The organism is Arthrobacter sp. MPF02, assembly GCF_046605375.1.
GTDB lineage: Bacteria > Actinomycetota > Actinomycetes > Actinomycetales > Micrococcaceae > Arthrobacter.
The window spans coordinates 17,303-30,926 of record NZ_CP176772.1; the positions used below are offsets into that span (position 1 = coordinate 17,303).

13 protein-coding genes are annotated in these 13,624 nt (G+C 65.2%); 6 read left to right on the top strand and 7 right to left on the bottom strand.

Annotated features, from left to right (window positions below; translation table 11 throughout):
• Nucleotides 1-101: 101 nt before the first annotated feature.
• From ACLH0K_RS00085 to ACLH0K_RS00095, 3 genes are all read left to right on the top strand, one after another.
• Entirely contained in the window at nt 102-647 is a 546-nt protein-coding gene (locus tag ACLH0K_RS00085; protein ID WP_411374860.1) for a peptidylprolyl isomerase, read from the top strand.
• A gap of 9 nt (nt 648-656) precedes the next feature.
• The gene (locus ACLH0K_RS00090; protein ID WP_411374861.1) at nt 657-1,535 is read left to right on the top strand and encodes a rhomboid family intramembrane serine protease; all 879 of its coding nucleotides are present in this window, start codon (nt 657-659) and stop codon (nt 1,533-1,535) included.
• A gap of 522 nt (nt 1,536-2,057) precedes the next feature.
• Entirely contained in the window at nt 2,058-2,522 is a 465-nt protein-coding gene (locus ACLH0K_RS00095; RefSeq protein WP_411374862.1) for a carboxymuconolactone decarboxylase family protein, read from the top strand.
• 177 nt (nt 2,523-2,699) lie between these two features.
• On the opposite strand, the gene ACLH0K_RS00100 is transcribed toward ACLH0K_RS00095, so the two are convergent.
• Both ACLH0K_RS00100 and ACLH0K_RS00105 read right to left on the bottom strand, forming a co-directional pair.
• Nucleotides 2,700-3,317, bottom strand: a complete 618-nt coding sequence (locus ACLH0K_RS00100; RefSeq protein ID WP_411374863.1) for a DNA-3-methyladenine glycosylase I — start codon at nt 3,315-3,317, stop codon at nt 2,700-2,702.
• A 39-nt stretch (nt 3,318-3,356) separates the two neighbouring features.
• Complete coding sequence (locus ACLH0K_RS00105) at nt 3,357-3,608, bottom strand: cell division protein CrgA (protein WP_138137162.1); 252 nt, start codon at nt 3,606-3,608, stop codon at nt 3,357-3,359.
• Nucleotides 3,609-3,781: 173 nt separating this feature from the next.
• On the opposite strand from ACLH0K_RS00105, the gene ACLH0K_RS00110 reads away from it, so the two are divergent.
• Genes ACLH0K_RS00110 through ACLH0K_RS00120 form a run of 3 tightly spaced genes read left to right on the top strand, consistent with a single transcriptional unit; the run spans nt 3,782 to nt 5,380 of the window.
• On the top strand, nt 3,782-4,567 hold the full coding sequence (locus tag ACLH0K_RS00110; RefSeq protein ID WP_411374864.1) for a class E sortase: 786 nt from the start codon (nt 3,782-3,784) through the stop codon (nt 4,565-4,567).
• Nucleotides 4,568-4,571: 4 nt separating this feature from the next.
• Nucleotides 4,572-4,742: a hypothetical protein gene (locus ACLH0K_RS00115; protein ID WP_411374865.1), complete on the top strand. Its 171-nt coding sequence runs from the start codon at nt 4,572-4,574 to the stop codon at nt 4,740-4,742.
• Entirely contained in the window at nt 4,739-5,380 is a 642-nt protein-coding gene (locus ACLH0K_RS00120) for an aminodeoxychorismate/anthranilate synthase component II (protein WP_411374866.1), read from the top strand. Before ACLH0K_RS00115 ends, ACLH0K_RS00120 begins: the two co-directional genes overlap by 4 nt.
• 14 nt (nt 5,381-5,394) lie before the next feature.
• Here the strand turns inward: ACLH0K_RS00120 and pknB are convergent, their stop codons facing one another.
• From pknB to ACLH0K_RS00145, 5 genes are read right to left on the bottom strand one after another with little or no spacing between them, the layout of a single operon-like run.
• A complete protein-coding gene (gene pknB / locus ACLH0K_RS00125) occupies nt 5,395-7,335 on the bottom strand; it encodes a Stk1 family PASTA domain-containing Ser/Thr kinase (RefSeq protein ID WP_411374867.1) in 1,941 nt (646 codons plus the stop codon).
• A gap of 14 nt (nt 7,336-7,349) precedes the next feature.
• Nucleotides 7,350-9,056 (bottom strand): serine/threonine-protein kinase, encoded by a 1,707-nt coding sequence (locus ACLH0K_RS00130; RefSeq protein ID WP_411374868.1) that lies wholly within the window; start codon nt 9,054-9,056, stop codon nt 7,350-7,352.
• Complete coding sequence (locus tag ACLH0K_RS00135; RefSeq protein ID WP_411374869.1) at nt 9,053-10,513, bottom strand: peptidoglycan D,D-transpeptidase FtsI family protein; 1,461 nt, start codon at nt 10,511-10,513, stop codon at nt 9,053-9,055. Before ACLH0K_RS00135 ends, ACLH0K_RS00130 begins: the two co-directional genes overlap by 4 nt.
• Nucleotides 10,510-11,907: an FtsW/RodA/SpoVE family cell cycle protein gene (locus ACLH0K_RS00140; protein ID WP_138137153.1), complete on the bottom strand. Its 1,398-nt coding sequence runs from the start codon at nt 11,905-11,907 to the stop codon at nt 10,510-10,512. The genes ACLH0K_RS00135 and ACLH0K_RS00140 overlap by 4 nt, the downstream gene beginning before the upstream one ends.
• Entirely contained in the window at nt 11,904-13,622 is a 1,719-nt protein-coding gene (locus ACLH0K_RS00145) for a PP2C family protein-serine/threonine phosphatase (protein ID WP_411374870.1), read from the bottom strand. Before ACLH0K_RS00145 ends, ACLH0K_RS00140 begins: the two co-directional genes overlap by 4 nt.
• Between the last annotated feature and the right edge of the window lie 2 nt (nt 13,623-13,624).

The window sequence follows — 13,624 nt, forward strand, 5'->3', positions numbered from 1 at the left end:
TTACCGGCTATTCCCACCGCGGATCTTAGGGTGATTTCACCCAGCGCGGAACTGCTGCCGGGGCCGTATCCCGCAAGGAGCGGCGTGGAAGAATGGGCCGTATGACTGCCATCGCAACTGCAAAAGCAACTATCCACACGAGCCTCGGCGACATCGTGGTTAATCTCTTCGGCAACCACGCGCCCAAGACCGTTAAGAACTTCATTGGCCTCGCCACGGGCGAGCAGGCGTGGACCCACCCTGAGACCGGCGAGGACAAGACCGGCACCCCGCTGTACAACGGAACCATCTTCCACCGCATTATCAAGGACTTCATGATCCAGGCCGGCGACCCGCTGGGCCGCGGCACCGGCGGCCCCGGCTACCGCTTCGACGACGAGATCCACCCCGAACTGAACTTCAATCAGCCGTACAAGCTGGCCATGGCCAACGCCGGGATCCAGATGGGCAAGGGTACCAACGGTTCACAGTTCTTCATCACCACCATCCCCACCGACTGGCTGCAGGGCAAGCACAGCATCTTCGGCGAGGTTGCGGACGAGGAATCCAAGAAGGTTGTTGACGCCATCGAGGGCGTGCGCACCGGCATGGGAGACCGCCCCGTAGAGGACGTCACCATCAACAGCATCGACATCGAGCAGCTGTAACACCACACCATGAGCTACGGAATTCCGTCGGCCGAGCCGTCCGCCCAGGTTCCGGTATGCCCCCGGCACCCTGACCGGCCCTCCTACGTGCGCTGCCAGCGGTGCGGGCGCCCCGCGTGCCCCGACTGCCAGCGGGCGGCCGCCGTCGGATTCCAGTGCGTTGACTGTGTCAACGAAGCAAAGCGTACGACGCCGGAAGTACGGACGGTCTATGGCGGCGCCGTTGCCACGGGCAAGCCGCGCGTAACGTTCGGGATCATCGCGGCCTGCGTCGTCCTGTACGTCCTGCAGTGGGTGGTTCCCAACGACGCCGTCTACCAGACCCTCGGCTTCGCCAACATCTATGCCGAACCCCGGTACGGCGAGTTCGAGCCGTGGCGGATGCTCACCGCGGCGTTCCTGCATTCACAGGGCTTCATCCTGCACATCGTGCTGAACATGTACATGCTGTGGGCGTTCGGCCAGGCGCTGGAACCCCTGCTGGGACGCATCCGGTTCCTGGCCCTTTACCTCATCTCCGCGATCGGCGGATCCGTGGGCTACCTCCTGCTGACTCCCCTCTATGAACCGGGCAGGCCCCTCTACGGAGTGGTGGGCGCTTCCGGTGCCATCTTCGGACTGTTTGGCGCCATGCTCCTGGTGCAGCGGCACCGCGGCGGCGAGACACGGCAGCTGTGGGTACTGATTGCTATCAATGGCGTCATCGGATTCCTGATTCCACAAATCGCGTGGCAGGCGCACCTCGGCGGCCTCGTTGCGGGCGGACTGTGCGCGGCGGTCCTCGCCTACACTCCCCGGGGCCCACGCCAAGGCATCCTTCAAGCAGCGGGACTGGCAGGCGTACTTGTCCTGCTCGCCCTGGCGGCCTGGATCCGCGTCTCGGTCTAGCTACCTGCCCGCTCACGGGTTGGCACTTGGAAAACCCCGGCCTGTGCCGGGGTTTTTATTTATCCACAGTCCTTTTCCACAGTGTTGGTAACTTACACCTCTGTTATTCGTCCTTTTCGGCGGCAGTACTGCCGGATCCCCGCGGTTGGGTTGGGTCTGCCAACAGCTTTCTCCACACCTGTGGATAACCTCTGGGGAAACCCCTGTGCTTAAGTGGAGAAAGTCCGCGCTTGATGGGATGTTGTGGAAAACTTCTGTAGCCGCCCCCTTGACGGAGCTCACGGGGACAGGTGCGGGGCGTCTTTCAACAGTCTTATGCACACTGTTAATAACTGACCACGGTGTAGTTCCAGGATATTGCTGCCCCGGCATCCCGGCACCTGGGCGCCTTAAGGGGTCGGAATACCCAACTTCTATCCACACTTGTGGATAACTTGTGGGTATCGCCGTGTTGGTAAGTGGATAAGCTTCTGGTGCTGTTGTTTTCGCCGCGTTCCACCGCATTGCCTCGGGAGGGCCCCCTTGACCGCCAACAGACACATCTTCCTTGATAAGCAGCACCCCGCGGTTTGGCGGGCCATCAACGGGCTGGGGCTGAAGGTCAAGGAAGCTGCAGCGGAGGCGGGGATCGGCGGAAAGATGCTGGAGCTGCTCAACGTGCGGATTTCCCAGATCAACGGCTGTGCGTACTGCCTGGACGTCCACGTGAAGGATGCCCTCCAGGCCGGGGAGACGCAGCAGCGGCTGGCTGTGCTGCCTGCATGGCGGGATACCGCGCTGTTCACTGAGAAGGAACGGGCTGCCCTGGCCCTCGTTGAGAGCATTACCGAGCTGCCTGCCCAGGAAATCCGTGAGCAGGAAGAAGGCTTTGCCCGCGGCTGCCTCACGGAGGAAGAGTTTTCCGTGGTGAGTTGGGTTGCCGTCTGCATGAACGCCTTCAACCGGGTGTCCATCACCAGCCACCACCCGGTCCGCCGGGACCGCTGAGCGGCTTCGCCTCCGTACGTCGCGGTTATCCACAATGTCTTCCACACTGTTAATAACCGCATCCCGGTGACGTGGTTCCGGTTTTCCCGGCAGTTCCGGCGTTTTGTCAGCCGCATCGAGGGTTATTCGCAGGTTATCAACACTGTGGACAACTTTCCCAACAGCTGGGGAAACCTCTTAGGTGGTCGGCTCTGTCCAGATCCCGGACGAACCCCGCCGGTGACTTCCCACAAGGTGGGTATCCACCATCCCGATCGCTTCCATGAGCGCGAACATCGTTGTGGGACCGACGAATGCGAAACCCTTTTTGCGGAGGACCTTGGACAAGGCCACGGACTCCTCCGACTGGGTGGGAATTTCGTGGTGGTATACAGGCCGTGGCGTGGTTACGGGCTTGAATTGCCACACGAAGTCCACCAACCCGCCTTCCGGCCTCAGGGTCAGGGTGGCCTGCGCGTTCCTGATGGCGGCGAGGATCTTGAGGCGGTTCCGGACAATGCCCTGGTCCTGGAGGAGCCGCTCCATATCTGTATCCGTGAACTGGGCAACGGCGTCAGGGTTGAAGCCTTCGAAAGCAGCACGGAACGCGGGACGCTTGCGCAGGATGGTTGCCCAGGACAGGCCTGCCTGGAAGCCTTCCAGGCAGATGCGCTCGTACAGCCCCTGTTCGTCGGTGACGGGAAGGCCCCACTCGTGGTCGTAGTAGTCCCGCAGCAGCGGATCAGACGCGGCCCACACGGGCCGGGCCAGGCCGTCGTCGCCTATGACCACGGAAACAGCCGGGTCGGCGACCATGGCGTCCCTGTCCTGGATCCTGGTGTCAGCGGGGAGGCGCTAGGAGCGCCAGCGGGTGGTCATCAGGAAGCCTACGATGGCGATGCCAAAGCCGGCCACGATATTCCAGGAGCCCCAAGCCTGGACCGGAAAAAGTCCTTCGCTGATGTAATACGTGATGATCCAGAACAGCCCGATGATCATCAGGCCGAACATCACGGGCTTGAACCACACCGGGTTCGGCTTGTAGGCCTGGGGCGAAGCCGGCTCGGCGGTGCTGGCAGTCTTCTTGCGCGGCTTTGACTCGGGCACTGGCTCTCCTTGGCGGCTGTGTCAAGCTCGGCGTCCCGGGCTTGATATCCTGCAAGGAGGAAATTGCCAGCGGTCTGCGCGATCTTGGTCAAGTCTGGATGCTTACTAGCAGCCAATTCTAGCCGGACTTCCCGGGCCGCCGGTGCCCGGCGGAACCGCCCTGAGGAGAACGCGTGGTATTGCAGGAGAAGGCGAGGCCCGCCGCTGCGCCGGCTGCCGGCGTCGGACTTCTGCGTGGAACCATCCAGGTGCTCGGTGAACTCCTGATCACAGCGGGCATCATCCTCCTGCTCTTCGTCGCCTGGCAGCTGTGGTGGACCAACGTGGAATCGGACGCCAGGCAGAGCGAAGTCATCAAGGAATTCGCCCAGGACCTGGGTTCCGCCGCGCCGGCTGCTCCTGCCGAAGCCGGGCCGGCACCGAGTGAGGACTTCGGGGAACCGGTGGTGGGAGTGGCCCCCGGGCATGCCGGAACCATAGGCATCATGTACATCCCGCGGTTGGGCCCCAATTACACCAGGCCGATCGTTGAGGGAACCACCAGCGATGTCCTGGACACTCTGGGCCTGGGACACTACCCCAACACCGCGATGCCGGGCGCTGTGGGCAACTTTGCCGTTGCCGGGCACCGGCAGACGCACGGCGCCGTCCTGGACAATATCCACACCCTGGTGCCCGGCGACAGGATCTATGTCCAGACCAAGGACGGGTACTACGTGTACGTCTTCCGGAACAACCAGATTGTGATGCCGGACCGCAGGGACGTTTTGGAACCCGTGCCCACGCTGCCGGGCGTCACCCCCACGGAAAGATTCCTCACCATGACCAGCTGCAACCCGCGTTTCGGGGCGGAAGAACGGATCATCGCCTACGCCCTGCTGGACAGCTGGCGGCCGGCCTCCGCCGGTCCCCCGGAGGAGATCGTTGCCCAGGTGGCGGCCGCGGTCGGAAGGGGCTGAGGGTATGTACGGCTGGATTTTCCGCCATTTGCCGGGGCCGCTGTGGCTGCGCATCATGACCTCGCTGGTACTCATTGCCGTGGCACTGGTATTGATGGTCCAGTTCCTTTTTCCGTGGATGTCCGAGTACACCCAGTTCACTGACTCAACGATTGGTGCAGTAAGCCAGCCATGACCTCAAAAAAGATCCTTGTGGTGGATAACTACGACAGCTTCGTGTACACCCTGGTGGGCTACCTCCAGGAGCTCGGCGCCGAGACCACCGTGGTCCGCAACGACGACGTTACGCTGGCTGAAGCCATCGAGCTGGCCGGCACCCGCGACGGCGTGCTCATCTCACCGGGCCCCGGCAATCCGGCGGAAGCCGGTGTGTGCATCGAGCTGATCAGGTGGTGCGGTGAAAACAGCGTGCCGATGTTCGGCGTCTGCCTTGGCCACCAGGCACTGGCGGAAGCGTTCGGCGGCAAGGTGACCCATGCACCGGAGCTGATGCACGGCAAGACTTCGCAGGTGGAGCACATCGGCACCAGCGTCTTCGCCGGACTCCCCTCCCCCGTCACGGCCACCCGCTACCACTCGCTCGCCGCCGTCCGCGAAACGATCCCGGACGTTCTGGAAGTCACCGCGCAGACTGCGTCCGGCGTGGTGATGGGCCTGCAGCACCGGACTGCACCTCTCTGCGGAGTGCAGTTCCACCCGGAATCCGTCCTGACCGAGGGCGGCTACCAGATGCTCGGGAACTGGCTTGAGTCGCTGGGCATGGCGGGAGCGGCCGCGCGGGCAGCGAAGCTCAGCCCGCTTATCCAGCACTAGGGCGTACCGGGGCCCTAGCCCTTTCTGGTGGGGGTCGCCGTCGGCGTTGGCGTGGCCGTGGGTGAGGGCGGCGGAGGCGGCGCTGTGGCCACCACAATGCTGACCGTCTTGCCCTGCTCCACCGCGGCGTTGGCGGGGTCGCCCTGGTCAGTCACGCGCCCGGCTTCAACCTGGCCGTTCTCGACTTCAATGACGTTTGGTACCAGGCCCAGTTCCTTGAGGGCCGCTTCGGCTTCCTCCCGTGTGCGGCCGCGCAGTTCCGGGACCGCCACCTTGCCCGTCGACACCACCAGTTCGACCGTGCTTCCCACGGCTACGTTTTGTCCCGGGGCCGGGCTGGTGGTGATCACAATGCCCGCCGGGACTGTTGCGCTGTTGGCGGTGGTGGTGGACGGCGCGCCTACGAGTCCGTTCTGCCGCAGAATGTCGCGTGCCGCGGCCTCGGTTTTCCCGGGCAGGCTTTCCGGGATCCTTACCGCGCTGGGGCCCTCCGAGATATTCAGCACTACTTCCGACTCGGGAGCCACTGCGATGCCGGCCGCGGGGTCCGTTCCGATCGCAATGCCCTTGGCGACGGTGTCGTTCTGCATCCGCACAATCCGCGGTTTGAGGTCCGCGTTGTAGAGCTCCTGCAGCGCCGCTGATTCGGTCATGGCAGCCACCACGGGTATTTCCACCTTCGGCGCTGCCGGGGCGGGCCTGTTCACCATGTTGAAGAGCCACAGGCCGCCGCCGGCCAGGACCAGCAGGGTGACGATCACCAGTATGGCGATCCAGGTACGACGGCGGGACTTCTGCCGGGCGCTCCGCTCGCGTTCCGGAGCAAACCCCAAGGGCAGCGGCTCGGGTGGCGCAGGGTCCCCGGACTGTACTGCCGCCACCGCGGTGGCACCTTCGGAAGGGTAGGTGCCGGCGGCAGGCATCCGGCCGGTCGGGGCGTCGTCCAGGAAACTTGCACCTGTGGCGGCAAAAGCCTCCGTGGCCGGAGCCTGCCCGGGTACATAGTCGTTCGGATCGGTTGGTGCCTCGGACGCCGGAAGGGCCGGCACGGGAATGCCGGACCGTGCCGCACGGAGGGCGCGGCGGAAGGCCGCGGCGTCCTGGAACCTGTCCTCGCGGTTCTTCTGCAGCGCCTTGGCCAGGACTGAATCCAGTGCAGGGGAAACATCCGGATTCAGGCTGCTGGCGGGCTCGGCAATCTCCCGGACGTGCTGGTAGGCCACGGACACCGGACTGTCGCCGACGAACGGCGGCCGGGACGTCAGCATTTCGTACAGCAGGCAGGCGGCGGAGTACAGGTCGCTCCGGGCGTCCACGGTTTCACCCCGGGCCTGTTCGGGCGATAGATACTGGGCAGTTCCCACCACGGCCTGGGTCTGCGTCATGGTGGCGGAGGAATCGGCGATGGCACGGGCAATGCCGAAATCCATGACTTTCACCGAGTCGGTGCCCTCGCAGTACATCACGTTGGCGGGTTTGATATCGCGGTGGACGATACCTGCCTTGTGGCTGTATTCCAGCGCGGACAGGACACCCAGGCAGTAGTCGATGGCCTGCCCGATGGTGACGTTGTTGGTGCGGATCAGCTCGCGGAGGGTATTGCCCTCCACGAACTCCATCACGATGTAAGGCACCCGGATGTCTTCGCCGGAACCGTCGGGAACGCGGTGTTCGCCGGTGTCGTAAATGGCCACGATGGACGAGTGGTTGAGGGCCGCGACCGCCTGGGCCTCGCGCTTGAACCGCGCCTGGAACTGGGGATCGCGGGCGAGGTCTGGCCGTAGCAGTTTGACGGCCACGGTCCGCCCCAGCCGGGTGTCGATGCCGCGGTAAACATCCGCCATGCCACCGCGGCCAATGAGGGTGCCCAGTTCGTAGCGGCCGCTCAGCGTACGCTGGTTGTCCACCGGGAGGCTGTCCTCACGATGCATCGGGGTGCGCGGGTACTCGTTCATTGTCAGCCCTGGCGTTACGGTGAGCAGGTGGGCGGCAGGCCCGACAGCTCGCCGTCGTCACAGTCGGGCAGGGGCGACTCCGCGGTCGGCGCCGCTACGGACGAGGTGGTGGGCGACGGCGGCGGGGAAGTCGTGGTGGGAGCCGGGGGCGCCACCGCATAGGTCACGGTGATCGGGGATCCGAGGGGCAGCAGCCCCGTGGGGTTCAGTCCCACCACGCGGTTCGGGGCGGCCTCGTTGGTCTGCAGCGGCTCGACCGTGACTGTAAGGCCCAGGCTGGACAGTTCGGACTGCACCTGGCGGTAGTCCTTGCCCAGGTACGCGGCCGGAATGACGTTGACCGTTACCTGCGTGGGTTCCGGCGTTGGCGTCGGCGTATTCCGGGTGGGCGTCGGGGTGGGCGACGGTGTCCGGGTGGGGGTGGCACTGGTGGTCTGCGGGCTGCTCGACGGCGGGCTGGACGTGGCGTCGTTGGAAGGGAACAGGATGCCCCGCTGGTTCAGGAAGAAACCCACCAGCGCGAACAGGAGCAGCAGGATCAGGGCGATCAGGGGCCAGGTCCAGGGGCTGCGCCCCTTGCGCTCGGGCTCGTCGGCAGGCTCGTCGTCGTACGTTGTGTCCTCCGGGACCCAATTACGCTCGGCGGCCATCGCGTTTGCCCGTTGCATGGTGCTGTCCGCGCCCGCAGCGGATGCGCCGGCAGCACCGGCAGCCATCCCGGCGGCGGCACCGGCAGCACCGGTACCGAGGACAGGCAAAGCTGACGTGGGTGTTGGGGAGGAATCACGTGAGGCGCCAATGACACCCGTGGGCGCGGTGGCTGTGTCAACCGGGGCAGTGATAGGGCCCGTGGAGTCGTCGAACAGCAGCATGCCGGGGACCGCGGCACGCGCCGCGCTGATATCCCCGTTGCGGATGGCTTCCGCTGCTTCCGCAAGCTTGATGGCGTTGGCGGGCCGGTCCTTGGGGTCCTTGGCCAGCATCGACATCAGCAGGGCACGCACCGGAGAGGGCAAGCTCTCCGGCAGCGGCGGCGGAGCATCGTTGACCTGGGCGAGGGCAATGGCGATCTGCGACTCCCCGGAGAACGGACGGTGCCCGCTGAGGCACTCATAGCCGATCACGCCGAGGGAGTAGATGTCGGAGGAACCCGTGGCGGTCTGGCCCGTGGCCTGTTCCGGCGCGAGGTACTGGGCGGTGCCCATCACCTGGCCGGTCTGCGTCAGGGGCACCTGGTCCGCGAGGCGGGCGATGCCGAAATCGGTGACCTTGACGCGCCCATCCGGGGTGATCAGCAGGTTGCCGGGCTTGACGTCCCGGTGGACCAGCCCCTGGGCATGCGCGACGGCGAGGGCGCGGGCGGTCTGGGCAATGATGGAGAGCGTGCGGTCCGGGGACAGCACCTGCTCGTGCTCGATGATGCTGCTCAGCGGCTGGCCGGGAACGAGTTCCATGACCAGGTAGGCGGAGCCTTCCTCCTCGCCGTAGTCGAAGACATTGGCGATGCCCACATGGTTCAGCAGTGCGGTGTGGCGGGCCTCCGCGCGGAACCGCTGGAGGAAACCTGGGTCTCCGGTGTATTCCTCCTTGAGCACCTTGATGGCGACGATGCGGCCCAGTACGAGATCTTTTGCCTTCCAGACTTCCCCCATGCCGCCAATCGCGATCCGCGTGGTCAGCTGGAATCTGCCGCCGAGGGTGATTCCGGTTGTAGGCCTCACTTATTCAACACCGCCTCAAAAATTCTCTTCGCGTTCGGACTGGTCAGCTGGGCTCCGGTGGTGATGTCCACGCCCTCCATGACGATCGTGACACCCACCTGCGGGTTGTTTGCGGGGGCAAACCCGGTGAACCACGAGTTGTTGCTCCCGTTGCCCAGTTCCGCGGTCCCGGTCTTTCCGGCCACCTGGACGCCGGGGACGGCGGCGCGGTTCGCGATGCCCTCACTCACTGCGCTGACCATCCAGTCGGTGATCTGGTTGGCGATCGCCGGGGTGGTGGAGGTCCGCAGCTGTTTCGGCTGTGGTTCATCAATGACGCGCAAGTCAGGGGCGCGCAGGGCCTTGACGAGGGTGGGTTGCATCTGGACGCCGTCGTTTGCGATGGCGGCGGTCATCATGGCCACCTGCAGGGGTGTGGCGCGGACGTCCTTCTGGCCGATGACGGACTGGGCGAGGCCGGGCGCATCAAGGTCGTCCGGGAAAGTGTTGCCACGCGCGTAGTCAAGTTTGAGCTGGTCGCCCATGTCCTGGCCGAAACCGAACTTCTCTGCCTGCTCGGCGATGGCGTCCCGGCCGATGTCCAGGGCGATGCTTGCGAACGGGGTGTTGCAGGACTGCTGCAGCGCAAAGGCGAAACTGGCGGTGTTCCGGGTGTAGCAGTTTCCGCCGGCGTAGTTGGGCAGCCGGTACTGGATGCCCTCGAAGGGCATCTCGGCGGGGTTGGGCAGTTCGCTGTCCGCGTTGTACTTCCCGGAGGCCAGCGCGGCAGCGGTGTCCACCAGCTTGAACACCGAACCGGGGGCGAGCAGTTCGCCGGTGGGTCCGCTGACGTTCTGGTTCAGGTTGATGCCGGGCACTTTGACCAGCTCGTTGATGCTGGACTGTGCCGCCGCCAGATCCTGGGTGGCAACGGTGTTGGGGTCGTAGGAGGGCTTGGACACCATGGCCAGGATGGCGCCGGTCTTCGGGTTGGTGACCACGATGGAGCCGCGCTGGCCCTCCGGGATCAGGCTGTAGGCGAGCTGCTGTATTTCGGGGTCGATGGTGAGCTCCACGGACGCGCCCTTGGGCTGGTTGCCCAGGAACAGCTGTCCCACCCGGTCGAGGAACAGTTGATCGGAGTTGCCTGCCAGTTCGGCTCCCATGGCCTGTTCCAGGCCGGTGGCGCCGAAGTTCTGGGAAAAGTAGCCTGTGATGCCGGCGTACAGTTCCGGCTGCGGGTAGGTGCGCTGGAAAGCGCAGGTCTCCGAGCCGCTCTCCACGGACTCCGCAACGGCGGATCCGCCGACGATGATGGCGCCGCGGTCGTTGCAGAAGTTCTGCAGGACGGCGCGCTGGTTCCAGGGGTTCGCCTTGAGCTCATCTGCGCCGATTACCTGGACATAGCTGATGGCGCCGAAAATGAGGGCGAACATGGCGATGGCCGCGACCCACGAATGCCGTATTGCCTGGTTCACAGGTGCTTCACCGCCTCGGTAGGAGTATCAATGCCGGTTGCTTCGGATCCCTTGGCCGGTGGCAACGGTGTTGTGTCCACAGGGCCGCGGGCCGTGTGCGAGATCATCAGGAGCAGCCCCACGATGATCCAGTTGGCCAGCAGCGACGAGCCGCCGGCCGCGAGGAAGGGCGTGGTAAGGCCGGTCAGTGGAATCAACCGCGTCACGCCGCCGATCACCACGAAGCATTGCAGCGCCACGGCGAAGGACAGGCCGCAGGCAAGGAGCTTGCCGAACGCGTCCCTGGTGCCCAGTGCGGCGCGGAAGCCGCGGGTGAACAGCAGGAGGTACATCAGGACGATGGCGAAGAGTCCGATCAGTCCCAGTTCCTCGCCGAGGGAGGCGATGATCATGTCGCTGTTCGCGAAGGGGACCAGGTCCGGACGCCCCTGCCCCAGCCCGGTGCCGACCAGTCCGCCGTTTGCCATGCCGAAGAGCCCCTGCACGATCTGCAGGCTGCCGCCTGGAGATCGCCCGTACACCTCTTCGGTGAAGGCGTTGAGCCAGCCGTAGATGCGCAGTTCCACGTGGGAGAACACCTGGGCTGCCACGAAGCCGCCGCCGGCAATCAGCGCCAGGCCGATCACAACCCAGCTGATCCGGCTGGTAGCCACGTAGATCATCACGATGAACAGGCCGAAGAACAGGATGGAGGAGCCCAGGTCGCGCTGGAAGATGAGTACGCCGATACTTACCAGCCACGCCGTGATCATGGGACCCATGTCCTTGAACCGCGGGAACTGGAGGGGGCCGATCTTCCGGCCGGCCAGCAGGATGAGGTCGCGGTTCGAGGATAGATACCCGGCGAAGAATATAGCCAAGGTGATCTTGGCGACTTCGCCCGGCTGAAAGGTCATGGGCCCCAGCCGGATCCACACCTGCGCGCCGAGGATTTCGCCTGCGCTGATGCCTGGCACCAGGGGCAGGATGAGCAGCAGGGCGCTGGCGGCCAGGGAGATGAACGTGAACCGGCGCAGGATCCGGTGGTCCTTGAGGAACCAGATGACGGCGATGGCAACCGCCATGGCGATCAGCGTCCAGCGGAGCTGGTTGTTCCCGGTATCGTCTCCCGGCGCGTCGAGGCGGTGGATCATGGCCAGGCCGATGCCGTTGAGCGCAACCACGAGCGGAAGTATTACCGGATCAGCATATTTCGCGCGGAACCGGAGGACACCGTGGAACACCAGGGCAGCCACGGCCAGGAGGCTGGACTGGAACCAGAAGTCCGAGTCGAACGCCTTTTCCTGGTCCACGCCCACCAGCATGTTCGCGCCGATGCCGACGGCGAGCGCCAGCAGGAGCAACGCGAGTTCCACGTTGCGGCGTGGTTTGGGAACGGTGCTGAGCTGGCTCATGAGCCCCCCTCGCAGGTGACGGTGGGAGTGGGTGAGGGGGAAGGGCTTGCCGCGGCGGAGGCCGGGGGATCCGTGGCCGGAGGCGAAGCGGGATCAGCAGGTGAGGGATCCGGCGCCGGCGCGGTTGCCGAAGCAGTCGGCGTGGGGCAGCCCTCTTCCGGCGACGTGGTACCGGTGAGCTCAAGGTTCTTGACGATGCGTTGGGCGTCGTAAAGATCATTGGCGGGGACGGTCTGGCGCACCCGCTGCTGCGAGAACGGCGGGAGGGAGTCCATCCGGATTTCGGTCACCGCTTCAAGGCTGGAGAGCTGGATCGGGCCGAGCCGCTGGGAGACGCCGTTATAGATGGCCACCCGGGAATCGTACTCACCGATGTAGTAGCGGGTCTGGGTCCAGGCGTAGCCCACCCAAAGGCCGACCGTGAGGACCACCAGTATTGCGGCGGCGATGGACCAGGTGACCCAGCGGCGGGGTTTCAGCGGTACCAGGGTCTCGTCGTCGTCGCCGTTCTGGGGTTCTGCCTTGTGGGTGAGGAGGGTTGCCGCCCGGCGGGCAACCGTCCGGCCGGCAATGGTGGGAATGGAGCCTGATTCGGCGGCTGCGGCCGCGGCGCCAACCAGTTCGTGGGGGCGCGAAGAAAGCTCTTCGCGCAGGACTTCGGCGGTGAGGTGTTCCCCGAGGTGGGGGTCGGTGGCACCTGGTTCGACCGGATCGGCCTCAGATTTTCCAGCGGCAGGATCCGGGGATGCGCCGTCCTTGTCCGCGGGGGAAGGCTTCTTGCTGCTGTCCCTGGCGTCGTCACCGGTGGCAGTGCTGTCCGCATCGGTGGCGGCCTCTGCGGGCTTTGATGGTTTAAGGGCGGGCGCAGACGCAGCTGCCGCGGCGGCTGACCTGGTGCCCACCACCGGAGGAACCACCTCGACGGCGGCGGTGCTGACGTCGTCGGGCGTTTCCTCGACGATCTCCACCATCACAACGGTGACGTTGTCCGGCGAACCTGCCTCCAAAGTCAGTTCCACGAGGGTTTCCACGCACTCGCGAAGGTCGCTGGTTTCCTTGACGGTGCGTTCCACCGCGTGCCCGGCCACGTAGTTCAGGCCGTCGGAGCAGAGGAGCCACCGGTCTCCCGGCTTTACGTCGAGGGTGTCCAGGTCCAGCTCCGGGCTCGCGTCCACATCACCCAGGACGCGCATCAGGACATTCTTGTGCGGATGGCTTTCGGCTTCTTCGGGTTTTAGCCGGCCCTCGTCAATCAGCCGCTGGACGAAGGTGTGGTCCACGCTGACCTGCTTGAACTCGCCGTCCCGCAGGAGATAGGCGCGGGAGTCGCCGATGTGGGCGAAGTGCAGTTTGCCCTCGGCCAGGAGGAGGGCGGTGACGGTGGTGCCCATCCCGGCAAGCTTGGGGTTGATGTGCACCAGTTCGGAGAGCAGCGAGTTTGCTGTCTGGATCTCGTCGGCGAGGACGGTGCCGGCGTCGCCGTCGTAGTCCGTCCGGTCCAGGTGGATCATGTCCAGGACGGTGGCCGCGGAGGCGACGTCGCCGCCCGCGTGTCCGCCCATGCCGTCTGCCACAACTGCAAGGTGGCGTCCCACATAGGCCGAGTCATCGTTCTTCGACCGGATGCGGCCCACATCGGACCGCGCCGCGAAGCGCATGATGAGGGGCCGCTGCGCGGGCTGTTGCCCGTTTGCGGTGTTCTCAGGGACGGCCATGG